25 protein-coding genes are annotated in these 22987 nt (G+C 37.5%); 15 read left to right on the forward strand and 10 right to left on the reverse strand.

The features are described from left to right. Positions 1–1173: 1173 nt before the first annotated feature. From BM084_RS07905 to BM084_RS07940, 8 genes are read left to right on the forward strand one after another with little or no spacing between them, the layout of a single operon-like run. Positions 1174–1461 carry a hypothetical protein gene (locus BM084_RS07905; RefSeq protein WP_075324752.1) on the forward strand — a complete coding sequence of 96 codons (288 nt, stop codon included), beginning with the start codon at positions 1174–1176 and terminating at the stop codon, positions 1459–1461. A 13-nt stretch (positions 1462–1474) separates the two neighbouring features. Continuing rightward, positions 1475–1759 (forward strand): hypothetical protein, encoded by a 285-nt coding sequence (locus BM084_RS07910; RefSeq protein ID WP_075327835.1) that lies wholly within the window; start codon positions 1475–1477, stop codon positions 1757–1759. Beyond that, positions 1746–4169, forward strand: coding sequence for a TraG family conjugative transposon ATPase (locus BM084_RS07915; RefSeq protein WP_093304179.1), 2424 nt, complete (start codon positions 1746–1748; stop codon positions 4167–4169). The genes BM084_RS07910 and BM084_RS07915 overlap by 14 nt, the downstream gene beginning before the upstream one ends. Continuing rightward, the gene (locus tag BM084_RS07920) at positions 4156–4749 is read left to right on the forward strand and encodes a conjugal transfer protein (protein ID WP_177195681.1); all 594 of its coding nucleotides are present in this window, start codon (positions 4156–4158) and stop codon (positions 4747–4749) included. Before BM084_RS07915 ends, BM084_RS07920 begins: the two co-directional genes overlap by 14 nt. 2 nt (positions 4750–4751) lie before the next feature. Further along, positions 4752–5594, forward strand: coding sequence for a hypothetical protein (locus tag BM084_RS07925; RefSeq protein WP_093304182.1), 843 nt, complete (start codon positions 4752–4754; stop codon positions 5592–5594). Between the two features lie 10 nt (positions 5595–5604). Continuing rightward, on the forward strand, positions 5605–6213 hold the full coding sequence (locus BM084_RS07930; RefSeq protein ID WP_093304185.1) for a conjugal transfer protein TraK: 609 nt from the start codon (positions 5605–5607) through the stop codon (positions 6211–6213). 18 nt (positions 6214–6231) lie between these two features. Continuing rightward, positions 6232–7191 carry a conjugative transposon protein TraM gene (gene traM / locus BM084_RS07935; protein ID WP_093304187.1) on the forward strand — a complete coding sequence of 320 codons (960 nt, stop codon included), beginning with the start codon at positions 6232–6234 and terminating at the stop codon, positions 7189–7191. 11 nt (positions 7192–7202) lie between these two features. Beyond that, positions 7203–8036, forward strand: a complete 834-nt coding sequence (locus BM084_RS07940) for a DUF4138 domain-containing protein (protein ID WP_093304190.1) — start codon at positions 7203–7205, stop codon at positions 8034–8036. A 124-nt stretch (positions 8037–8160) separates the two neighbouring features. Here the strand turns inward: BM084_RS07940 and BM084_RS07945 are convergent, their stop codons facing one another. The 9 genes from BM084_RS07945 to BM084_RS07980 form a co-directional block, all read right to left on the reverse strand. After that, complete coding sequence (locus tag BM084_RS07945) at positions 8161–9414, reverse strand: type II toxin-antitoxin system HipA family toxin (protein WP_093304193.1); 1254 nt, start codon at positions 9412–9414, stop codon at positions 8161–8163. A gap of 5 nt (positions 9415–9419) precedes the next feature. Beyond that, entirely contained in the window at positions 9420–9719 is a 300-nt protein-coding gene (locus BM084_RS07950; protein WP_232228874.1) for a helix-turn-helix transcriptional regulator, read from the reverse strand. A gap of 189 nt (positions 9720–9908) precedes the next feature. After that, complete coding sequence (locus BM084_RS07955; RefSeq protein ID WP_093304195.1) at positions 9909–11537, reverse strand: dihydroxyacetone kinase subunit DhaK; 1629 nt, start codon at positions 11535–11537, stop codon at positions 9909–9911. Between the two features lie 173 nt (positions 11538–11710). Beyond that, a complete protein-coding gene (locus BM084_RS07960; RefSeq protein ID WP_093304198.1) occupies positions 11711–13294 on the reverse strand; it encodes a type IV secretory system conjugative DNA transfer family protein in 1584 nt (527 codons plus the stop codon). Between the two features lie 9 nt (positions 13295–13303). Beyond that, on the reverse strand, positions 13304–14332 hold the full coding sequence (gene mobB, locus BM084_RS07965) for a MobB family relaxase (protein ID WP_075324761.1): 1029 nt from the start codon (positions 14330–14332) through the stop codon (positions 13304–13306). A gap of 17 nt (positions 14333–14349) precedes the next feature. After that, entirely contained in the window at positions 14350–14724 is a 375-nt protein-coding gene (locus tag BM084_RS07970; RefSeq protein WP_075324762.1) for a BfmA/BtgA family mobilization protein, read from the reverse strand. A gap of 710 nt (positions 14725–15434) precedes the next feature. After that, a complete protein-coding gene (locus tag BM084_RS07975; protein WP_075324763.1) occupies positions 15435–15626 on the reverse strand; it encodes a PAS domain-containing protein in 192 nt (63 codons plus the stop codon). 18 nt (positions 15627–15644) lie between these two features. Further along, the gene (locus BM084_RS19520; protein WP_262506671.1) at positions 15645–15773 is read right to left on the reverse strand and encodes a hypothetical protein; all 129 of its coding nucleotides are present in this window, start codon (positions 15771–15773) and stop codon (positions 15645–15647) included. Positions 15774–15838: 65 nt separating this feature from the next. Next, the gene (locus BM084_RS07980) at positions 15839–16252 is read right to left on the reverse strand and encodes a response regulator (RefSeq protein ID WP_083634110.1); all 414 of its coding nucleotides are present in this window, start codon (positions 16250–16252) and stop codon (positions 15839–15841) included. A 54-nt stretch (positions 16253–16306) separates the two neighbouring features. Here BM084_RS07980 and BM084_RS07985 point away from each other — a divergent pair, with 54 nt between their 5' ends. Continuing rightward, the gene (locus tag BM084_RS07985) at positions 16307–16738 is read left to right on the forward strand and encodes an outer membrane beta-barrel protein (RefSeq protein ID WP_177195682.1); all 432 of its coding nucleotides are present in this window, start codon (positions 16307–16309) and stop codon (positions 16736–16738) included. Between the two features lie 180 nt (positions 16739–16918). Next, complete coding sequence (locus BM084_RS07990; protein ID WP_143083632.1) at positions 16919–17233, forward strand: hypothetical protein; 315 nt, start codon at positions 16919–16921, stop codon at positions 17231–17233. 883 nt (positions 17234–18116) lie between these two features. Here BM084_RS07990 and BM084_RS07995 read toward each other — a convergent pair. Continuing rightward, entirely contained in the window at positions 18117–18443 is a 327-nt protein-coding gene (locus BM084_RS07995; RefSeq protein WP_093304200.1) for a YegP family protein, read from the reverse strand. A 703-nt stretch (positions 18444–19146) separates the two neighbouring features. Here BM084_RS07995 and BM084_RS08000 point away from each other — a divergent pair. From BM084_RS08000 to BM084_RS08020, 5 genes are all read left to right on the forward strand, one after another. After that, positions 19147–19491, forward strand: coding sequence for a single-stranded DNA-binding protein (locus tag BM084_RS08000; protein ID WP_075327761.1), 345 nt, complete (start codon positions 19147–19149; stop codon positions 19489–19491). 73 nt (positions 19492–19564) lie between these two features. Next, on the forward strand, positions 19565–20014 hold the full coding sequence (locus BM084_RS08005; RefSeq protein ID WP_093304203.1) for a JAB domain-containing protein: 450 nt from the start codon (positions 19565–19567) through the stop codon (positions 20012–20014). 382 nt (positions 20015–20396) lie between these two features. Continuing rightward, positions 20397–20771, forward strand: coding sequence for a BfmA/BtgA family mobilization protein (locus BM084_RS08010; protein WP_093304206.1), 375 nt, complete (start codon positions 20397–20399; stop codon positions 20769–20771). A 7-nt stretch (positions 20772–20778) separates the two neighbouring features. Continuing rightward, positions 20779–21816 carry a MobB family relaxase gene (gene mobB / locus BM084_RS08015; protein WP_093304210.1) on the forward strand — a complete coding sequence of 346 codons (1038 nt, stop codon included), beginning with the start codon at positions 20779–20781 and terminating at the stop codon, positions 21814–21816. A gap of 11 nt (positions 21817–21827) precedes the next feature. Continuing rightward, positions 21828–22987 (forward strand): type IV secretory system conjugative DNA transfer family protein (locus BM084_RS08020; protein WP_143083633.1); only part of this gene is annotated, 1160 nt, incomplete at its 3' end.

Below are 22987 nucleotides of genomic sequence, written 5' to 3' on the forward strand. Positions count from 1 at the left end.
TGCAAATATAAAGAAGAATAATGCTTACACGTGTTGTTTTATAAAAATTAACACACTTTTCAATCCGCTTGTAGCTAACGTTGATCTAACTGCTGTAGTCGCTTTTCCGCGGCTATTGCAGTTAGATGGTGTTGTATGCTGTTTATCTTATCTGCCAGGATCAGGTTAACAGGGACTGTTGATTGCAGCGCAAAAATAAAAAGACTTCTTTTAAGGTCCGTGCCCCGGTTACATTGTGTTTTGAAGTAGATCTAAACATCCGTGGAATAAGGGACGGGCTACTCCAATTGTCCGTACAGCTAAGGGAAAAAATTAAGGGAGTTGACCCATAGACTATTTCCAAAACTTCAACTACCTTAATTTTTTCCTTTAGCTGTAGCTCCGAAAATCAGCCCAGGATCCTCAAAAGATGACCATTCGCTGCCAGCAATAGTATACAACATAGCGATAAATGCAATATTACATTTATTTGCAAATAAACCTGTTGTGACATTTTTTTTAATTCTATTGAGATTCTCCTCCTTCTCTGTAATCTATCCTGAACCTGAAATTTTAAAATTTCTACCCTATGCTCAGCAGATATAAAATGAGAAATTCTGTTTTGAATAAGCCCATAAATTCTAAGCAAATTATCCATATATGACTCTATTTGAAAGATGGAACAGCAGCTGGTTTGTAGTCTCCCATCCGTTTAATGAAAGAGTATTGATTCCTGTATCGTCAAAATAAAGACTAATCCGGTCACTAAGGATTACTCCAGTACACCAGCATTGACATCTGCTAAAACCCAGTTCCAAAAGAATCCAAGAACAATGATTCAACATCTTGCGAAATTCTGGAAAATTGAAACTTCACACCTACAATAGCAAACTATTGCTTATCGATGGTATCCTTTAAGTGAAAAATCGCGGTTCTTATCCAGGAAAAAAATAATTTTCAAGCAGTAAAAATTACAAAATTGACGTTTTTGCTCTCTTCCTCCATTCCCATATTTAAAGTTATTAACAGCCCTCTTCCAAATTTTCATAGAATTTAATATCAAATAACAACATTTAAAATCATTAGACATCAAAGAATATTTTATTAACAAATATCTTATTTACAGATACTTAACTACTTAAATTCCTAATTTTCTCATAACGAAAACGAGTCAATAATTTAAAACTATCCGTTATGAAAAAATCAACCTTCCTGGCAACTTCTTTCTTGTTGCTCTCAACAAACCTTTTTGCGCAGATCGGTGGGATCGAAGATTCCGTAGCAGAAATTTCAGATACGATCAGGAATATCTTCCCCATTGTACTGGGAATAATCTTTTTGGTTGGCTTCCTGTTTAACATTGGTCATTTCTTCGGTGAAAATTCCGATATGAAAAAAGGATTGACCCGGGTACTCATTTTTGTACTGATCTCTGGAACAGTAGTGGGCATCTTCTCCTACTTAATCACCATAGTTGTATAAACCTGAAAGTAATATGAAAAAATACGAACCTTATAGGAACATTCGAAAAGGCGCCGTGATCTTTGGACTAAGCCTTCCCCTATTTGCACTGATGATGATGTGCGTAATTGCCAGCTTACTGGTAATTATTTTCTCATTTAGTTTAGGGGTCATTCTAAGTGGGCTGGTTTTTAATGTGGCCCTATATATCGGGTTGCTTCGCTTAAGCAGACTCATAGAGTTTTTCCAAATGACCGGAGTCTTTTCCAAAATCATCAGTAACAAAAGAAATTCAAATATCAATTATGAACAAGATTAAACTTTCCTCCCACTGGCCTATTGGGGATATCCAGGACAACAGCATTTTTGCCAATAATGGTAACGTGGTGATGTGTTATGAGATGATCCTACCCGAAATCTACTCGTTATCCGAAAAAGATTTCGAAGACCTGCACACAGTCTGGTACCAGGCTCTCAAATCACTACCGGTAGGTACGGTGGTACACAAGCAGGATATTTATACAAAACAAGCTTATAATAGTGAAGCCTTACCCAGGGACACTTTTCTGGAAAAAACTACTCACGATTATTTTAAAGGAAGGCAATATTTAGAGCATCGCTCCTACCTATTCTTTAGCCTCACGAAAAACAAAGCTTTAAACCATGTAAAATATGTCAATCCCTTCAGAAAAATTTCCAGCAGTGCCCTCCGGGAGTGCGATGCTAACCTGCAAGGTTTTATGCAATCGGTACGTGATTCTGTTTCCTTTCTGGACAATAGCCGTAGGTTTTCGCTTAAGAAATTAAGCGCCGCAGGAATTATCAAACTGACCCAAAACTATTTCAATGGTTTTAATGAAGGTTTCGATACGGATATATTACTGGAAAATAAAAATGTAACTATTGGCGGTAATCATTTTGATGCCCTGGCCATCAACAGTGAACTGTGCTTTGGCGAAAGAGTACAAAGTAGCAAGACCAATGAGAAATTCACTTCAGACGATTTTGTATTTCACCAGGGGTTTATTGATGGCATAGGGCTTACGCTAAATGAAAACCATATTGTCAACCAGGTGCTGTATTTGGATGATAAACACAAATGGCGCAAACTCCTCGATAAAAAAATAGAGGAACTCAGCAAGAGCTCCAATTTTGGATCCCAGAACAAGGTGGTTCTGGGTAAGATCCAGGAGATTTTGGAAAAGATCAATAAAGATGATAATGCCCGGATCATACGAGGCCATCTCAATATTATCTATTGGGGCAAGGAGCTTTCGAACTTAGAAGGTATTCGATCTAAAATCAAATCTGAATTTAAAGAGCTTGATATCACACCATATTATCCCAGGGGCGAGGAACGCAAAAACTATATTCTCAATAGTTATTGCTGCTTTTCTTCGAATTTTTCCAACGAGGATCTTTATGTAACCGACCTGAAACACGGATTATGCCTGCTGATCAATAACACGAATTATAAATCAGACAATACCGGGATTATTTTTAATGACCGGGAGCATAATATCCCGGTAGTAAAGGATGTTTGGGATGAGCATAAAAAGCGCATCAAGGCACGGAATTTTGCCATCTTCGCTCCCACCGGGGAAGGAAAATCCTTTTTAGCCAACAATATCCTGCGACAGTATTTTGAAAGTGGGGTTCGCCTGGTCATTATCGACCTGGGAGGATCTTATACTAAACTTGCTAAACTCTACCCGCAGGCATATACCGTACTGCGATATGAGAGTGGTAAAAATTTAGGGATCAACCCATTTTACAGCTCCAATTCCGAAGAATTAAGCCCAGAACACCTGGAAGATCTTTCCGTGTTTTTATTTGAACTGCTGGCTTCTGATTTAAAAATTAGTAAGGTACAATCCGTTTCTATAAAGAAGATCCTGCGGTATTATTATAAACGTAAGGCTGAAAATCACTCCCTGGAGAGTTTCTACAATTTTATCGAGCAACATCAGAAGACTTTGCTCGACACCCTTAAAATCCATCCCGACTACTTCAATATCACAAATTTCCTGCACGTGTTATCGGAGTATGTCGGAGATGGTCTATATAGTTCCCTCTTCGAAGGAGACCAGGACCAAAGCTTTAAGATCGAAGACAAACGCCTTATAATTTTCGAACTCGATGAAGTAAAAGATAATAAAGAAATTCTTTCAGTGATGCTCAAGCTCATCAAATCGGCTATCCAGCGTAGCATTTGGAAAAACCGGGCCGAGAAAGGCATAATCCTCTTCGATGAGTTTGCCAAACAATTAAAATTTGAAAATGTCCTGGAGAGTGTGGAGTTTTACTACCAGGCCATTCGTAAACAAAACGGGGCCATAGGAATCATCCTCCAATCCATAAATCAACTTCCCGGAAACACCACTTCGGCCAGTATCCTGGAAAACACCCAGGTCATCTATAGTCTTAATAATGAAAAAGGATATGATGAGCTAGTTCGAAGGCTACATCTTTCCAGTCACGATCTCAACCAATTAAAATCGATTAAGAACAAGCTTTCCGGACAGCGAAAATACACCGAGATATTTATCAAAATCGGCAAAGAAAGCAACATTTTCAGATTGGAAGTACCACCGGAAGTCTATGCTGCCTACCTCACTGACGGGGCGGAAAATGCCGTCATTATGGACAATTTTAAACTGAGCGGAGATATGGAAGAGGCTATCAAAGGATTTGTAAACGCTAAAATGAAACAAGATGCAACCAATTAGAATAATCAGACACAGAACCTTGATCATTACTACGGCCTTAGCTTTATTATGGCCTGCAGGCGCTGCCTGCCAGGGGATGCCGGTTTATGATAATACCAACTTTGTAAGCCTTGTAAAATCTTTGGTAGAATCAGCCAAACAAACCGCTAACCTGGTCAAGACCGTTAATTTTCTAAAAGCTCAAAAAGAAAATATTGAGAAGGTCAATAGTGTGGTCCGCGACCTGCAAGCCGTTCGCGAGATTGGCCGTAATAATGAGCGGCTCATCGCAGTTATGCAAAATGACCTTCGGGATATTTTAGACTCTCCCTATATCAAACCAGGTGAAGTCACTAAAGTCACCGAATCATTTAATAGCGTGGTAGAAAACTCCCTGGTAACTCTCGATTTTATCGATGAGATCTTATCGAGTGACCACTTAAAAATGAGCGATGCCGAAAGGGCTGAAGTCTTAAAACAAAAAGAACTGGAGTCCAAAGAGATGGTCACCGATGTACGCCTGAAGACAAAACGATACCGGGAAATCATTTCCTTTCGGAAAATGCAGGATAAGATCAATAACCGGGAAACCACTTATTAAAGATGAATGCTACAATTATTTTAGCCCTCGGCCTGGAGTATATGGATAGTGTCTTTCAAACTATTCAGAATAGCGAGTTTTCCCGCTACACCATTGTGGGAATAAAAGCCCTCGCGGTGCTATTCTTCCTGGTGAACATCCTCAAAAAATATAACGAGGGCGTTGCGGACCGGGACGGATATACCTGGGGCTTATCTCCGGGGGAGCTGGCTAAAAATTTTGTGGTAGTAATTTTAGTGATTTGTTCAACCCAGATCCTGGGCTTTTTCGATGGCGTACTGGTGGCCATTGAGAACCAATACCGCGAAACCGCTCCTATGCTCCTACCCTTGCAAATGCAAGAAATCCCCATTGAAGAAGAAGTTTCTGCAATGGACGCCATGCGTAAAGCCATGGCTCTGCTTTATGAAGCTCTGGTCACCCCCTTGTATGGATTAAAAACACTTGCGTTTTTGATCAGCTTGTTCCTATGGATGCTGGATTTGTTCATCTACCCACTTTTCCTTGCAGAACGTTATTTTCTATTGGGCATTATGCAGGCTTTCTTTCCATTGTTACTAAGCCTTGCTGTTTTTGAAAAATTCCGGTCGATGGCCTATAGCTTTTTTAGGCTCTATGCCGCAGTTTATATGCTTGTTCCGGCATTCTTCCTGGTCAATGTTTTTATCAACGCGATCTATACCGAGATAAATACCAATTTCTGGCAGAACCTCTTTGGGACAGAATATGGCAGCAGCTTTTTTGCACCCGTGGTAGAGTTGGGTTCCATAGCATTTATTGTTTTTCTAAAATTCAAATTATACCGGCGTGCAATCACTTTTACTTTAAGATTATTCACCAACTAAAAACCATTTTATGGAAACACCATATCAAAATATTTATAAGGTTCTAAAACTGAACAGGTTTATTGTACTTAGCGTGGTTATTTGCAGCTTTCTTACCAGTACTCTTGCACTATGGACTGCATTTTCCACCAGCCGGAAAGCTTTAAATTCTGCTTTTGCCATTAATACCGATGGTAGTATCATTCCCTTAACACTGGTTACCCAAAAAGAAAATTTCCGGGTAGAAGCCCTTGCACATTTGGAATTGTTCCATTCTTATTTCTATGATATTGATGCCAGTAATTATGAGAAAAATCTGGAAAAAGCCCTCTGGCTGGGAAATAGCTCCGTAGACAACTTGTATCGACAGAAAAAGGCTGATGGAGTGTATAACCGCCTGCTTCAATATTCCCTGGTACAAGAAGTTCTGGAAATTGATTCGAAGCTGGAAGAACAGGAGGATGTATACTATTTCCGGACCAAAGTAATTTTTGAGCTCAACAGGGGAAGCATTATCGATACTTATGAGCTTATTAGCACTGGTAAACTCTTACCGGTAGACCGTCATTTTCCCAACAACCCTCACGGGCTTTTGATCACGGATTATTTTGAAAACAGTCTAAGAAAACTCGCGAAATAACTTTTAAAATTAATGAAGATGAAAATAGAGAAAAGTAAAATCGTATTTGTCAGCGTATTGGTTGTGATTATGACTTTCCTTATCACCTATACGATAATGATAACCGGAGATGGCCCGGAAAACCACTTTCTCAAAGAAACGGAAGTACCCGAGTTAGAAGAAGATGATCAAAGAGTATATGAATCTAAACTGGATGCTATAAATGATTTAAAAGAGGTCCGCGAAAAAAGTGCTCCCAGTATCTACGAAGAGAAATTAATCGACTCCTTAGGCTATTACGACCCTAATTTACCGGAAAAAGAAAAAGAGCGCCTTATCGATAGTATTTATTTACTGGGACAATCCAGGCAAGAACAAATCAGGGCGGCCACCAAACCCATCGAAATACCTGAAACAATCAAAGAAAAAGCTTTGGTCACTACTGATACTCCCGAAGATGAAAAGATCAAAGTCAAAGAAATGGGATTGGAGCATCAATTATTCTTTGCTTCTGCCCCTAAGAAGCCCGAGCCGGATATAATAAGTATTACCGCTAAGCAGATCAATGTAATGGTTGATGGCAACCAGGTAGTCAAGGCTAACTCCCGGCTGCGAATGCGGCTTTTAGAACCTAGTCTAATTAGTGGTATACCTATTCCAAAGAACACCCCAATTTTCGGGTTTATCAGCTTTCAGCCAAACCGGGTTTTAATCGAGATCGAAAATATCATGCATCATCCTACAAGCTTAAAAGCTTTTGACCTCCAGGACGGTAGTGAAGGGATCTATTTAGAAAATAATTTCCGGTCGGAGGTTACCACGGAAGTCCTGGATGATATAATCAGTGATATCAATATCCCAAGCGTTCCCCAGGTAAGTGGCATCAGCAAAGTATTCCGGCGCAACAACCGAAACGTAAAAGCAACCATCCTTAATAATTACAGATTGATTTTAAAACCCGATAAACCTGAACCAAAATGGGAAATTGACAACCAATAAAAACAAACATTATGAAAAATTATATTTTAACCACGGCTGCTCTACTTGCATTTCTTTTCACCTGTGCACAAACAGAGGAAAAGCTGGATACTATTTTTGCCAATGAACTAAAGAATGTTGCTTTATTCTTTCCGAGTCCAATTAGCCAGGGAATTACCGGGAACGACAATTTTGTTTTCACTTACAATAGGGAAAAACAACAGCATTTCGGGCTATTGCAGGCAAGACCCGGAGAAGAAAGTAATTTGCTCGTTATAGATGCAGCTGGCTCGGTTTATTCCTATATTATAAAATATAAAAAAGCACTGAGCAGGTTAAATTATTTTATCGGTAAGTCTGAAAGCATAGGTCCTGAAAAGGCTACTGCTATTGATACAGTAAAATCCGTTAAGTCAGAAAAAGAATTAAGAAATAATAGTCATTATTATCAAAGCTATAGTAGATATTTATTAAGTAAAAAAGAGCGGATTGGCAAGATTAGTAAAAAACAGCAGGGGATCGAGCTAAGCCTTGAGAACATTGGATTTAATAGAAAGGAATTGTATTTCGTAATCTTAATTGAAAACAAATCCAGCCTGAATTATGATTTGAATTACTTAAACCTATCGATCCACACCAGGCAGAAGGGAAAGAAAAAATCTTCACAGCGAATTTTGAAAGAACCTATATTTCAATTTGAAGTCCCGGCTAAAATAAGAAAAGGACGGGCCACCAAATTGGTTTATGTATTCCCGAAATTTTCCTTATCCAGGGATCGAAGGGCCGTATTGGAGCTAAAGGAAAAGGATGGAGAACGTGATTTAAAACTGAAAATATCGCACCGATTTATTAATAATCCTAATTGATAGATAAAGTTTCACTTGTAACAAGAAATGAATACCCATATTATATTTCACATTTTCCTTTATTCGATATGATTTTTTATCACTTTTAGGTAAATTGGAAATGATAATTTCAATGACTTTTTTATCAGAGATATCTAAAGGCGGGACTCATAATCTCTATTTCCTTATTTGCAATTCCTAGTTTACTTGCCATAGATTTCCAGTCTTTAACCACGGTCAAAACTTCCTTTAGAATTGTTTCCATCCCCTCCTCATCCAATCTGCAAAACTTCCCTATACTTCTTGCCAAATCGAAGTCCAAAGCATTATCCTCCATATCAATGTTCAAGGATAGGCCGTCTTTCTCAACGGATGGATTTAAATCATAGGCCGGCGACAATATCCAACCTTTTTCTTTTAATATAAAACCGTGATTCCTTAAATGGTCATCCGTATTTGAAACCGCAATATTAAACACAATTCGCCGCCATAATTGATGTAGGTTAGTTTCTACATCCACACCATAATTTTCAATGAATTCGATAATTTCCAAATAACTGGGTGAATCATCTTTGATTATTTCTTCCGTATTTCCTGTCATAGTCATTGCTGAAGCAAAATGAATGCGATTTCCATTATCCCTATCGAATCGTTTGGTCAAAAAAGTATGATATTGACCAGTTATTTTCTCTATTTTAGATTTTGCCATTTCAATACCTGATGCAAGGGCAAGTTTATAAGCTAAAAATTCCCAGGCAGCCTTATCAATTGTATCTGTCTTTGATGGAAATTTTGCAATCCATAGATTTTGCTGAGCATCTAATATATTGGCCTTTGGACGTGCACCCCCTAATGAAGAACCAGAAGCAATAAGTACAGCAATCCATCTTCTAATAGCATCACTTTGGTCGTCATTCTCTAATTGATTTACCGCTTCTTGAAGTTCACCAAGTGAGGACCAGGGTGGTGTTGGATTTTGGTTATCATTATTCAGAAAGGGACCATCAAAATCAGTTTTAAATCGTAACGCTCCCATTCTGCTTTCATCATACACCCCCAGAAGATAATCTATCTCATAGAGTTTCTTTATTTTTTCATCCTTAGCTCGCGCATTCTGGACTGTTCGCCGTTTCATTAGGGTTTTACCCCAGCTATCCGGCATACTATCTAAAAAGATTCCGAAATTTTCTTTGTTTGGTGGGTATTGCGGTCCGGAATAAAATGCTATATCAGGGTCTAACAATCGGTGCGCATCTGTTTTTAACCAATTCTTGTCATACTCAAAACTAAAAGCCTTTTTACCTTTTGCAAAGTGAGCAGAAAGTATTCCAATCAATGTTGGTTTCTTCAATGCTATCCAGTCTGCAAATACATATATATCAGATTTTTCTCCTGCCATAGCACTTATAATAAATCTAAATCTTGCAATTTTCTTCCGAACTCATCATCTACTGCGAGTTTTAAAAAATCATCTTGCAAATTAAACACTCTAAACACATTAAAATACAATCCTATGGCAACTCCGGGATCCCCTTTTTCAATGCGGTATAGGGTTGCCCTATGGATTCCTGCCCGCTCAGATACTTGCGCTGTAGTAAGTTTTCGTCTCTTTCTGGCAAGCTTTATGTTTTCTCCAATTTGCTCAAATATTTTTCGATGTTTAGGGAGGAGAATAGTTTTTTTTGAAATCATAATGTCGCTCATTTACAACAAATTTATATTTTTTGTTGTTAATGAGCAACATTATAGAGTGAACAATTACGTTTTTAGAATATACTCACCTTCTATCTCCCTGCTTTTCGGTAATTTCTGAATAAGGATCATCCCGAATAATCAAAAGAATTTCTTTGTCAATGAAATAAAAAGAAGGATATTAAAAATACCATCGCCAATTTAAAGGGACGCCAATTTTTCAAAAACTATGGCGACAGCTTCTGCTCCAGGATCTGGAATGCCCTTTAAGCTTTCTTCAGACAAATAAGAAGATCTGCCGAATTTTGTACTGCTAATTTCTTTAGTGCTATCTGCTCCCTGACGGGCTTTTTTAGCCACTACATCAATTTTTTTACCGTTTTCCAAAGCGGAAAAGGCAGGCTGTAAAGCGTCTATCATGGTCCGATCCCCCTCTTTGGCTCCTCCGTAGTCTTTCATTTTCTGCAATCCACTCATTAAGGCTTTACCAATATTTGATTCTTCTTTGTAGGAGTTTCCAGCACCTGTAAACATAATAGATAGTAAAACTCCGCTAGAACCTCCAATTTCCCTTGCTAGAATTCTTCCTATAGTAATGAGGAGCTCTGCTGTGTTCGCATAGGGTAATTTATCTGCTACCTCCAGTAATTTTTTACCCGCAGTAGCAAATGTAGATCCTGCATCTCCATCTCCCACTTTTTCATCTATGGCATTCAAATCATTTTCTAAACTAATCAATTCTTCAGCAACGGCTTTTATAGCGTTTTTGAACTGCATATTTTCAGAGGGTTTGAAAGGCATCGTATCAGGTAAATCTGGACTTTCTATAGAAGAATTCCCTCCAAATTTTCTGATAAACCAAGAGACTGGTTCCACCTCTGAAGTTAATGAATCCCTCAATCCTTCATTCAATTTGAGCAATGAAATGGAGAAACCGCTCATGTTGAGAGAGGTCATCAATTGTGAGGGACCGATGATATATTCTACCTGCCTGGCAATTTCTAATTTTTGAAATGAATTGAGGAGTATGTTCATTTCTATTGGGGTTACCCTTCCCAAGTTGTTCATTAGCAAGACAAACTTTTCATTATTTTTTTTTGGGAGGTATTCTTTTAACTTTTCAACAGCTTTAGACATCAAATCATCGGCCTTTTCCATATCAATAGTTTTAACGCCTGGTTCCCCATGAATACCCAGTCCCAGTTCTGCCTCAGAACTAGACAACCTTGAGCTTTCGGGATTTTGAAACTTCTTTCCTTCTTCCAGCGATAATCCTATTGAAAAAATATTATTGGCCACTTTTTGAGCTGTTTTTGCGATCTCATCCAATGATTTTCCTTTTTCAGCTAAATGCCCAGCTACTTTGTGTACAAATAAAGTTCCAGCCAAACCACGTTGTTCTACTTCTTGCCCCAGGGCAATATCATCACCCACTATAACGGTTTCAACTTTATATCCTAATTCGCGTGCTTGTTCTGCTGCCAGTCCAAAATTTAATCGGTCTCCGGTATAGTTTTTAATAATTAGCAGGCAGCCTTTTTCTCCTGCTGTGGCAATAATTGCTGAGAGTACGGCATCTACCGATGGAGAAGCAAAAATATCACCACATACGGCGGCTGTCAGCATACCTTTACCCACAAATCCCGCATGAGCTGGTTCATGACCAGAACCTCCGCCTGAAATAACCGCTACTTTATTTTTATCTAACTCTTTTTGGAGAACTACTTTTACTTCTGGAAAATTATCTAATCTGGTAAGATTTGGATCGGTGAGTAAGCCATCTATGCCTTCATTGACTACATCCTGAGCATCATTAATAAAAAATTTCATAGGTTTTTGTTTTTCTAAATATACTGAAAACCGATTTTTGATTTTTTAAAGAAACGTTAAGCTTAGGAACTAAAGCCACAGAAACTTCATTAGCCTTAATATTTATTTTTAGTTTTTATCTTTTGCCGAATTTAAATCGACAGATAATTATAGGGTTCATCTAAAATATCCCCTTATTGTCCAAAAATGGATTTTGCCTCTTCATAGATCCTCTTAAAATTAGCTTCTAAATCGGCCTGAGAATATTGCTCCTGTTCCAGGGGGAGGTGCCTTGAAATCTTTTGTAATTTAAACTGCAACCTTTTATCTATTCCGTCAGCATAGGTAATAAACTCTCCTTGTTTCAACCTAAAGAAAACATCGGAACGTAATTTGGGAATTTCTTTCTCACCGGTGGTCACCCGTGTATCAAAATTAAGACTGTAACTACTATTGACACTTTTGGTAGGCTTTTTTACGATTTCAAAAAAACGTTCATAGTATTTAGCGGTATCCGGGTCATTTACCTTTCCAAAGAACTGGTAAGACAGATTACTCAATATTGCCCTACTTGCTTTGTCTCCATACATCATATCATTCTGGATCTTGTCTTGCATCACGTAAACGGTAGCGATATTATAGCTTCGCATGGTAGCAGGGATCCGGTGCATATTGAGCAATCGAAGGGTGGGTGCCTCCTCCATCAGCAGGAACGAAGCTTTAGAGTTGCGAACGCTCATTTGTTTGGTAATGGTATGAATAATTGTGGCAATTACCGGGGAATAGGAAGATTCATATTTGGGGTTGTTTACTACTGAAATAACAGCAGGGTTTTCTTCACTATTAATATTGAGGGGAACCTCATCAGCAGATAGGGCCATAAATATGCGGCGGGTGCTGATCCGTTTTAAAGCATTGGCCAGGGTACTTTTTACCCCGGCGGTTTGCCGTTCCGCATCCTTTCCACTGATAAAGGCATCGGCCAGAGCCCGGGAGGTTGTATTGGTCTTTAGAAATTCAATAAGACTATTGGTATCCAGGTATTGGTAAATAGCAATAAGGTGTGGAAGGCTGCAGTATTCCGGGTAGCTTGTTTTTAGCTTCCAGATAAGTCCTCCAATCAGCCCCTCGGCCGCATCATTAAAAAATTTAGAGGTACCAAGGTTGCCGGATTCCCGTAGCTCCAGAAGATTTTCTACCAGCACCCGGGAGACCTCGTTGACGCTCTCCTCATTTTCCAAATAACGTGGCGCGATGGGATTGACCCGGTGGATAATGGAATCAAAGGAAACGATCTTAAATGGAATTTCTTTTTCTTTAAAAATCGGGTAAGCCATTTCGGTGAGCTCAAAGTCCTTGTAATCATGAATAATACCGCAAAAACTTTTCTTTTCGAAATGTTTGAGAAAACCATAAACTACACTTTCGGTTTTCCCGCTTCCTGCGGAACCAATTACGGATGCTCCACGTTTGATATTATCCAGTTTAAAATCACCTGAAGTGGTAGCAAAATGAACAGTGTATTGGGGATTTTTAGGTCTGCCCTGGTCCGGGTCGTGCATAAATACGTAGCCTACAATATTGATAAGCATCAGTGGACATCCCAGGATCAAAACCAGAAGAACCAGGCTATAACCACTGGAAAGAAAATATAAAATCAATCCCAATAAAAACAAATTTAGTAAAAAAGCATACCGGGTTATTCGGTATAGCCCGTATCCTACCATACTGCACAGAACCACTATTAAGAGTATGATATAAAGTTTGTCTGGTTCCATAGCAAAAAATTAGATTTCAATAGAACTTGATTTTCGGGCTATATCCACCCCCTTACGAAGCCCCTTAAAAATCTTTAGGGCAAGCTGGGCTTTATTAGTTGGAATACTGGGCACAGAAAAGCCCGTTTCCTTTATCATTTTAAAAGCTAAAACTCTTTCAGGGGTAGGAAGTTTGTTCAGGCTGGTAAAATAAGCTTTGGGATCTTTAATAAACTCTTTCCGCCCTTTATAGGTATGCACGAAGTTACGCTGGTAGCCAAAGGTTTTATCAAAGGTCTTTTCAGCGTTCTCAAAGAATTGATCCCTATTAAAACCTCGTTTAACCAGTTTACCATTCATCGTCACTTCCGAAGCTTTATATTTACTTCCGGGAGAAAGGCTAAACGAATTGGAGGCATCTTTTCGGCTTACGATAATATGGATATGGCTTTGATTACCTGCTTTAGGCATCCCCTGGACGATTCGCTTTCCGTTCTGCTGATGTGGAACCTGCTTTTCCAGTTGAGCAATTTGCTCTTTTTTACGGTCTATACGGCCTTGTATGTGACCCCGCTCAATATTTCGGATTTCATTTTTTAAGTTTAAAATTTTGGTAGCATAGGGCTGGTTTTCCTTGACCTGCCAATCGGTCCCTTTATAGGTTCGCTTATGTTCGATTTTTGCATAGTATTTTAAATCGTCAATATTTACGGGACGACCGTTGATTTCCCGGTTAAAGGATCTCACATAATCTTTCATCAATTCCCTGGTATACTTTTTCAGATCTTCACTGTTATTTTGTAATTTATTTAATTCGTATTTCGAAGGACTTACCGTAATCGAGTAAAATTTTGGTTCTGTCTTTTTGAGTTTTGCGGTATTTATATCGATTTCTCTGACCACTTCATTTGCTGGTATCCCATCGTGATATTGATTAAAAAAATGCTCCATCTTCTCCTCGGTCTTAGCTTCATTTTCTTTCTCGAGGTAACCAACAAAATCAGCAGCACTTTGCGAGTAGTTCTTTCCTAGTTTTTGAGGTGTGATCGTGATATACATAGCTCAAAAAATTAGATTTAGTTTTGAGAATTTGTTTTTTCCCGTAAACCCACTCTTTCCTTTTCTTCCACAAGTTTCTTTTCCAGAATTAAAGGCTTCTTTTGTGGTTCTTCCATTTCAAACAAGGACTGGATCATAACCACCGTTGGTTTGGTTTGGGTCTTTTCTATTTCCCGCATAACAGCCATGACCGCGTTGATTCTTTTTTTCAGGCTGGCTTCAATGGTTCTTCCCGTCGGTCCCAGTCTCTCCTGAGGAGAAATTTCGTTATAGTAGAAAAAGTCGAGCATAGCGCTCATAGTTTCCGTGTGGGATTTGAAGTGTTCTTTGGAAAACTTTTGAAAACGTTGGGCGGTTTTCTTTTTGAGTCTAATGCTAATAAATGATTCCATAATTCGCCGATTTGTCGCAAATATTCCCCTAAAACCACAGGCTTTGAAAGCAATTATCACAAATTGTAGAAATAAAGGATTCCATTATTCCTTTCCTCCCGCACTGCGGGACAAAACCTCATACAATTTGGCTTAAAAGCCATTGCCAAAAGCTGGGAAAAATTTCCAGTTATGTTAGTATTCTGATGTGCAGGGCAATCGGCGAAAGTCAAAAAATGGATGCTCCTACTTAAAATTTAAATGCTGAAGTTCAGCTTTTTAAAGATACATGTTTTTTAGAAATTGAAAAAATAGTACGATAAAAATACTATTTTATTTTACCTCTATGTTATAAAAATAAAATCAATCGGTGAATTTGATTGGATAGCAGGTCAAAATCTGAATGACCCAATTTCTCAGGAGTAGCTAGGGAGGCTGCAGATCTTCTTTCGTGCTCTCTACCTGTTTTAACAGCGCAATAAGCCCTTTCAGGATATTGTTATTTAGAGGGGATTTAAGGTCGTGCGTGCAGAATAAACAAAATTATCTCGTTCAAGGTTTATTCAACTTGATTCTAAGTGCTTCTTTAGTTCTTTCCCGTTCTTCTAAGATTTCTTTTTGCTCCTGAATATCGATACACATGCCAAATCATTTTAAAATTTTACCATTCTTATCATCTTTTAATGGATAGGCACAGGCTAGGAAACTGGTGTAAGTCCCATCAAAACTTCTCAAGCTATTTCGTAAGGATTGACGCTATCCAGCGAATGTTGCCATATTTCCCAGTCACAATCATAATCGTCTGGATGAAGAACCAGAGACCAGCCTTTATCTTCAGTCTCTTCATAAGTTAAATCGATAAAATCATACCAGCGTTGGTTATAAAGGGTTTGATAACCATCTGGTTTAGTTGCCCAAACCATTTAGCGGCATAAGATCTATTACAAATTTAAATTCCGGGCATTTTGCTCTATAGACATTTTTGAGATATTACTCTCAGAATCGGTGATATTATACGCCATTATATAGGTTAAGATTTGGGTACTAGAACTACCAAGTAGGTTTCTCATAATTTAACAACAAGTAATTACTCAAAGAAGTAATTTTAAAAGTTTAACTATGAAAATATAAATATTCAACAGGTTGACGAGTTCAATGGGCCGTTTTTAATCTCTTCAAGCTTATTCATTTTTAAAGGTTTGGAAATAAATCCCTTTATGGCTGAATAAATTTCTGCTTCCTCCTTGAAATCTTCAATGGAGGATGAAAGCATATAGATATTAAATTGATTCCTCACACCTTCATTAAATTTTAAAAATTCATCTAGGAATTCCCAACCACTCATAGTAGGCATATTAATATCAAGAAATAGAATAGTTGGCTGCTTCCTGTTTTCTAGTTTATATTCTTGTGCTATAAAACTAAGTGCTTCTTCAGGTACCGAAAAAATTTTGATATTTCCTTCTTTATCAAAACGTTTAATAGTAAACTCACATATCATATTATTGGTAGAATCGTCGTCTACTACCATATAGCGCTGATTATCCATATTCAGAAATATACTATCAATAGTTCAGGTTTTAGCTATGATGAAGTCTTTGGAATGATGGGCCGAAGTGCCGGTAGAGCAGTTTTTGGAGGAGGCGGAGCATATGATATTAATCCCGATAGGAATGAAGATTTCCTTAACCATCGTATTGGTTTTGAAGCAACAACTTACTGGCCCGAAAATGTAGTTTTTGGTAATGATATTTCTTATAATTACTTCGTAAATGTCTCTCCCGGGTTCGATAATACTTCTCTTCTATGGAATACGAGTTTGGGTTACCAATTTTTAGATGATGATGCTACTATTAAAATAAAGGTTTATGATATGTTGAATCAAAATATTGACACCCGTCGAACTATTGGAGATGATTTTATCCAGGATACCAGTAATCTAATCCTAACTCAGTATGCTATGCTTAGTTTTACTTATAAATTAGATAAATTTGGTGGTGCAAATCCTAATGAGCGAAGAAGAAATAGAAGATAATTATAAGCGTTGAATGTTAAGCCTTAAACGTATAGCCACGTAAGAGAGATATCTATTTTCCATTGTGATTTAAACATTGTTCTTTAAAAAATCTTAATTCTCTTTCTATTCCTTCCTAAATGTTCATAGATAGTTATAGATTCAAATAAACCTAAAGGGTCACTTGAATTAGCAAGAGTGATGATGAATGCCGAACTTGTAAAGGCAGGACAGACCAGAATTATGATCCATACCGTTTACAGGGATGATTACTTAGGGGCTTTGAGACGATTGACTAGACAATCAGATTCAAAAGTATATACATATATTAGGATGTTACAAAGAGCACAGCTCTTTTATAGTACCCTAACAGCGCATTCTATAGATGTTATGGAGAACCAACTGGAAAGGAGCAATGCTTTTAAAGAACACGATGAAGCTCAGTTCCTATTCTTACCAAATAGACTATGGATTTTAATCACTTTAATAAGTTTTATTCTTTTTTATACTTTTTGAGAGAGTGACAAATTAAAAAAATTGGCAAAAATGCATACTATTCAGTTGAAATATACATCTTAAGGTTCAGTCCTTCCCCAGGTGTGAAACCTGTGCAGTTTATGCACCTCGTTAACTGTAAGTACTATAACGTCAGCTGATCACTCACAGTAAATCTTGTTCCCACCATAGATTCATACTCTGTTTCGTCTATGTCTATGAGATATCACGCGGTAAGACGTATCACTTTCATTCCATATATCCGCATCATTTACCCCCTGTTTTCCATATAGCTTTCGGACTTTGCTTTGTATGGAAAGCTCATCCAGATCAGATATGCCTTATATAATGTTCGTGTTCCTCGGACTGGAACTTTGCAGCCGGCTTCCTTCAGATTCCACCTCACGGTGGACACCTTACCATTAACTAATGATAGGTGACTACAAACTCTCATAACGGACTTGTACAGACAAGTGATACGACCTTGCGGAGCAGCATTAAAAAAACCGCACGAATCAAAAGATTTGTGCGGTTTTATTGCTAATGATTAATAGCTTAAGTGACCCCGGCAGGATTCAAACCTAACTTGCGCATCTTAGAACTAGAAAGGATTACGTTGAATTATAGCTTCAAGGTCACCTTTTAGGTATCTTTAATTTTAAACTAATTTGTGGTAATTTGACTTCAATTTTCTAAAAATACAAAATTATTGGCTTTGGCGATAAAAAATGAAATTATAATTAAAGGCTGTAACACCCTACCTTCAAAAAGTAAAATGCATTAGTTATCTCCATTAGCATAACGTTCTAGAAGCTCTCATCCAAACTTTTATTTGAAGTCAAAAAAATAGTGCTACCAGGATAATTTAAGCAGCACTACCTATAATTAATCCAAAAACTAAGACCTAAGAATTATCGTCTATTCCTGCATCGGGTGCATTCTTTTTCACTGAAGTAATTCCATTTTCCATAGCATTTAGGGTAGTGTAAACTTCGCTTGTGCCGATAACCTGACCGTTGGTTGACTTCAGATTGAATCTATGACCAGTAGCCGTTTCTTTACGTTCAAAAAGTTCATCCAACTGAGAATTTTTCCGAACAGACTCTATCCCATTCATACAAGAAGGCTTTGCTTTGTAGCCTTCACTGCTTAAAATCACTTGACCATTTCTGGCCTTTAGGTTAAAACGGAATTCTCCTGCTTTATCTTTTTTAATCTCAAATTTACCCATAGTAATAATTGGTTTTTAATGTTCTTTTTAAAGATAAGAAAATTGAGTCAAATAAAAATCTTTAACAATTCCTTCGCTATCAGCCTAAATTTCACATAGCAATTAATACTGTTAGAATTGGTAATTACAAATACGCAGAACAGAGAATTAATATTATATAATCATTCAGCACATTAGCCTTCCGTACCTTCAGGCTAAAGAGCTTCATTCACAAGCACCGGACACAAGCGAAAAACCACCAACTTCCATTTCGCTTATTCCGCACAAAATGCGGAAATGCTTCATTCTCGGTTCTGGTTTTCCACTTAAGTCCTCTAATTGGATTTCATAATTAATTTAATTCCGTTTCCTGCTCCTTCCCTACTCTTCCTTTTTTCTATCTGAAGTACACCCGTCCCTCACTGCCCCTACCTTTTTCTGTAATGCAAAATACCAAGATTTAGAAGTTAGTCCGTACTGCATAAAGCCGGTCCCTGCGCTCCCTTTTTATAAGTCCTCCCTAATTCTAAATCTTGAAAATGTATCAGCATCAAAAAAAGGTAACAGTGAAGGCGCTACAGGAAGTAAATCTAAAAATGGAAAAATGAAATCATACAAAATCCACAAAAAGGAAGCGGAATTAAAAAATCAAAAAAGGAAAACGCTCAGGATACAATAAGTAAATCAGTTAAAAATCAATTATAAACCTTTAAATCTTTTAGTTATGAAAACGCTTAGAAACACAGTACAGTTAATTGGAAACGTAGGGGAAGATCCTAAATCTCACAGGTTTGAAAACGGGATGTTGGTTTGCCGATTCTCTCTGGCCACCAATGAACAATTTTTAAAAGACGGAGAGAAAGTCCAGGAAACACAATGGCACCAGCTAGTAGCCTGGAGTAGACAGGCAGAACTTGCCAGTAAGTATATCGTTAAGGGGAAGGAAATTGCTATTAAAGGCAAATTAACCTATCGCTCGTATAACAATGAAGCTGGAGAGAAACAGTACATCACCGAAATTCTAGTAGATGAGATCCTTTTATTGGGTAACTCCGCAAAGGATAGTTAAATCAAAAAACAAAGAGGGCGTCATCGTCGAAAAGTGCGCCCTCTTTCATTATCTAACTTTAAACAAATCAATAATGGAAACCAAAGTTAATGAAATTGCAATAAGTTACAGCGGAAGTATTAAAACAAAATTGCTTCCCAAAATATCTTCTTCCCGTGATGCCGCCAACCTTTTTTTTGAGCATTGGGATAAACAAAATATTGAACTTTTTGAAAGTTTTAAAATGTTACTACTTAATAATTCAAACAAGGTAAAAGGTATTTATACACTTTCTACAGGTGGTATCACCGGAACTTTAGTAGATATAAGAATTGTTTTCGCGGTAGTTTTAAAGTCCGTTACGACCTCTATAATTTTAGCACATAACCATCCCTCAGGAACGCTGCAACCCAGCCTACCTGATAAATCACTAACGGAAAAGATCAAAAAAGCAGGGGAACTTTTTGATATTAAGGTACTGGATCATTTAATACTAACTCCCGATGGGGATTACTTCAGCTTTGCCGATGAAGGCATTTTATAACAGGAAATAATTAGTTTCTAAAACGGGATATGATTTTCATAATCCCGTTTTTCATTTTACAGAATTCTCAATTATTCTTCCAATTCTCTACAGTTAATTTTAAAGATTTTCTTTTTCAATCATAAAAAATGGGATTCAGTTTCTCACTAATTAAAGCGCTCTTAAATTCAATTTGATAGTTGAAATTTTTGTCCCTGCGGGACGAAAAGGTAGAGCAAGAGGGTAACGGGCAGAGCCACGTTAAGAATTACCTTTTAAAATATAAACAACTGTTTAACAGCTATTTAAATAATTTTATCCAATGGTAAAAATTAAAAAGAGGCTGTTTTATTACTAAAAAACCTTGAAACCCATTGAAAAATGGTAGAAATTTTACTAAAAAATGGATGAAGAATATAAAAAAGAGAAGTTCGAGACTCTAAAGATCAAGACTTCCGTAGCCAAAAAATTTAGAAGGTTCAGCCGGGCTTTATCTAAATCTCAATCAATGACACTATTATCGATGGTAGATTTTTTTGAAATGAATAGTATTTCCCCCAATGAAATGATGGGTCCAAAAATGCAGACTCTGGAAAACCTTGTCAAAAAAAGAATAAATGCAGTAATCGCAATTTTGAAAGATATAGAGAAGAATAAAGTAAATCCCACTTTAGGCATTTTGGAATCTCTAATGGAAGCTGCAGATCCCAAAAATAACTACGAAAATCGAATAAGGGACTATGAGGAAGACGATACTCATCCTGATTTTTATAAATAAACTTATTATGTATATCACTATCACACCTCAGAAACTGGGCGCAAATTATTCTCAAAGTGCCGCAGATTATGTCGATTACCTGGAAAAAGAGAATCAGCTTCCTGGTATAGAAGAAAAGGAACAGGAGCTTTTTTTCAATCAGGAGGAGGATGGAATTTCTCCGGAAATGGTTGTAAAGGAAATAGATGCCAATACTGCCAAACTGGAAAAGATGGAACCGAAATTTTATTCTATTACTGTAAACCCTTCACAATATGAGTTGAAAAAACTACAAAACAGTTCTGAAGCTTTAAAACAATATACCAGAGCAATTATGAAAGATTATTCCTCCAGTTTTAATCGAGAGATTAATGGTAGACCAATTAATGTAAACGACATTAAATATTTCGCAAAGATAGAACACCACAGAGCATTTAAAGGCACCGATTACCAAGTAAGGGAAAATCAGCCTTATGCCACAAAAATACTGGAACTTAAAAATGAAATTCGGAAAATAGAACGTGGTGAAATGCAAGGCAGCATAAGATCCAGGGAACAGCAGATTATTAATTTGGAAAGGGAAGCTCCCCACCAGCAAAACGGTCAACGTATTGCCCAGGGAATGCTTAAGGATGGAAAACAGAGCCATATTCATATTATTGTAAGCCGAAAGGATGTTTCCAATTCCCATAGCCTATCGCCTGGTAGTAAATACAAAGTTTCTGAGGTTGAACTGAATGGTAAACTGGTGAAAAGAGGATTTAACAGGGATGATTTTTTCAAAAAAGCAGAAAAGACATTTGATAAACAATTTCAATATCAACGTAATTTTGTAGAAACTTACCAGGCCAGGAAAGATTTTATAAAGAGTCCGAAAGCATATTTTTCTGCTATTATGGGATTGCCCGCATCTGAAAAAGCCCTGGCAATAAAAATGCTTAGAGAAACCGGTATCCCCTTGCCGCCTGTAATTCCTCTTTCTAAAGCCCAGCTAAGCGTGAAACTGATAAAAACAATTCAGAAAGGCATCCTAACAGCTTCAAGATCTGCATCAATAGGAATTTAAATCAACCAGCTATGGAAGTCAATTTTCTAAATATTATCTTATGCATTGCAATCGGGAGCGGGATTTTCTTGCGAATGTATAAAATCACCTCTTTTGCATTTCCTAAGAATCTACTTGTATGTGGTTTGTTCCTTTGGGCACTTTTACCGAATGATCCTTCATTAAAGGAAATAGCTAACATAGCCCTTTACTTGGGATGTCCTCTTATTTTAAGCAATACGGTTCTTTATGTTTTTATACCCAAGAAAGAAATATCAAATACCGAAACTAAATACCAGGTTCAATTTAAGACTGAGAGGGGTGCCTTTAAAATCAATAATATTAAGCGCGGAGTTTCTGTAATTGGCGCTGCAGGTAGTGGTAAAACAGAAAGTGTTGTTTATAACCTTTTGCAACATTTCAGCCGAAATTCTTTCTGCGGACTTATACACGACTATAAAGATTTTGAGATTACCGAAATGGCCTATCCCCTATTTAAAAATCGAAATCTGGAGTTCTATATACTTTCCTTTGATAAAATAATTCATCGGGTAAATCCTATTGCACCGCGGTATATGGAGAATGAAGAAGATATTAATGAGGTTTCTCGTGTCTTGATTGAGAACCTATTGGAACAAAAAGAATCGGGTGCGGTAGGCGTAGGAAAATTTTTTAATGATGCTGCGCAAGGACTAATCTCCGGTTTAATTTGGAAACTAAAGGTTTCATTTCCGAAATTTTGTACCCTCCCTCACCTCATTGCGATTTATCAATATTTGGACACCGATGAGCTTATTGGTTTTTTAAAATCAAACCAAACTTCACGGGCATTTGCAGATGCTTTTATAAGCGGTAAAGATTCCGAAAAACAAACTGCGGGGGTAAAGAGTACCCTTTCAACAGCTTTGATGAAAATTAGCAGTAAACGGATTTTTATGGCGTTGGCTGCAGATGATATTCCGCTAAATATTAATAATAAAGATAACCCGGTGGTAATCTCGCTTGTAAATAATCCCAAATACGATTCCTCCTATTCCCCGGTGATCGCTACGGTAATGCATACTATTGTAAAACAAATGAGCGTGAGGCATTCCAAATCATCTTTCCTACTTATTGAAGAAGCGCCAACTATAAGGTTATTAAATATGCATCGTATTCCAGCCACTCTTAGAAGCTATGATATAGCAACCGT

It is taken from the genome of Salegentibacter agarivorans, from assembly GCF_900113135.1.
GTDB lineage: Bacteria > Bacteroidota > Bacteroidia > Flavobacteriales > Flavobacteriaceae > Salegentibacter > Salegentibacter agarivorans.

Bases quoted from the DNA above. Each gene is read 5' to 3' on its own strand.
- BM084_RS07905 (WP_075324752.1), top strand. From the start codon at position 1,174: ATGAAAAAATCAACCTTCCTGGCAACTTCTTTCTTGTTGCTCTCAACA.
- BM084_RS07910 (WP_075327835.1), top strand. From the start codon at position 1,475: ATGAAAAAATACGAACCTTATAGGAACATTCGAAAAGGCGCCGTGATC.
- BM084_RS07915 (WP_093304179.1), top strand. From the start codon at position 1,746: ATGAACAAGATTAAACTTTCCTCCCACTGGCCTATTGGGGATATCCAG.
- BM084_RS07920 (WP_177195681.1), top strand. From the start codon at position 4,156: ATGCAACCAATTAGAATAATCAGACACAGAACCTTGATCATTACTACG.
- BM084_RS07925 (WP_093304182.1), top strand. From the start codon at position 4,752: ATGAATGCTACAATTATTTTAGCCCTCGGCCTGGAGTATATGGATAGT.
- BM084_RS07930 (WP_093304185.1), top strand. From the start codon at position 5,605: ATGGAAACACCATATCAAAATATTTATAAGGTTCTAAAACTGAACAGG.
- traM (WP_093304187.1), top strand. From the start codon at position 6,232: ATGAAAATAGAGAAAAGTAAAATCGTATTTGTCAGCGTATTGGTTGTG.
- BM084_RS07940 (WP_093304190.1), top strand. From the start codon at position 7,203: ATGAAAAATTATATTTTAACCACGGCTGCTCTACTTGCATTTCTTTTC.
- BM084_RS07945 (WP_093304193.1), bottom strand. From the start codon at position 9,414: ATGGCAGGAGAAAAATCTGATATATATGTATTTGCAGACTGGATAGCA.
- BM084_RS07950 (WP_232228874.1), bottom strand. From the start codon at position 9,719: ATGAGCGACATTATGATTTCAAAAAAAACTATTCTCCTCCCTAAACAT.
- BM084_RS07955 (WP_093304195.1), bottom strand. From the start codon at position 11,537: ATGAAATTTTTTATTAATGATGCTCAGGATGTAGTCAATGAAGGCATA.
- BM084_RS07960 (WP_093304198.1), bottom strand. From the start codon at position 13,294: ATGGAACCAGACAAACTTTATATCATACTCTTAATAGTGGTTCTGTGC.
- mobB (WP_075324761.1), bottom strand. From the start codon at position 14,332: ATGTATATCACGATCACACCTCAAAAACTAGGAAAGAACTACTCGCAA.
- BM084_RS07970 (WP_075324762.1), bottom strand. From the start codon at position 14,724: ATGGAATCATTTATTAGCATTAGACTCAAAAAGAAAACCGCCCAACGT.
- BM084_RS07975 (WP_075324763.1), bottom strand. From the start codon at position 15,626: ATGGTTTGGGCAACTAAACCAGATGGTTATCAAACCCTTTATAACCAA.
- BM084_RS19520 (WP_262506671.1), bottom strand. From the start codon at position 15,773: ATGAGAAACCTACTTGGTAGTTCTAGTACCCAAATCTTAACCTATATA.
- BM084_RS07980 (WP_083634110.1), bottom strand. From the start codon at position 16,252: ATGGATAATCAGCGCTATATGGTAGTAGACGACGATTCTACCAATAAT.
- BM084_RS07985 (WP_177195682.1), top strand. From the start codon at position 16,307: ATGATGGGCCGAAGTGCCGGTAGAGCAGTTTTTGGAGGAGGCGGAGCA.
- BM084_RS07990 (WP_143083632.1), top strand. From the start codon at position 16,919: ATGATGAATGCCGAACTTGTAAAGGCAGGACAGACCAGAATTATGATC.
- BM084_RS07995 (WP_093304200.1), bottom strand. From the start codon at position 18,443: ATGGGTAAATTTGAGATTAAAAAAGATAAAGCAGGAGAATTCCGTTTT.
- BM084_RS08000 (WP_075327761.1), top strand. From the start codon at position 19,147: ATGAAAACGCTTAGAAACACAGTACAGTTAATTGGAAACGTAGGGGAA.
- BM084_RS08005 (WP_093304203.1), top strand. From the start codon at position 19,565: ATGGAAACCAAAGTTAATGAAATTGCAATAAGTTACAGCGGAAGTATT.
- BM084_RS08010 (WP_093304206.1), top strand. From the start codon at position 20,397: ATGGATGAAGAATATAAAAAAGAGAAGTTCGAGACTCTAAAGATCAAG.
- mobB (WP_093304210.1), top strand. From the start codon at position 20,779: ATGTATATCACTATCACACCTCAGAAACTGGGCGCAAATTATTCTCAA.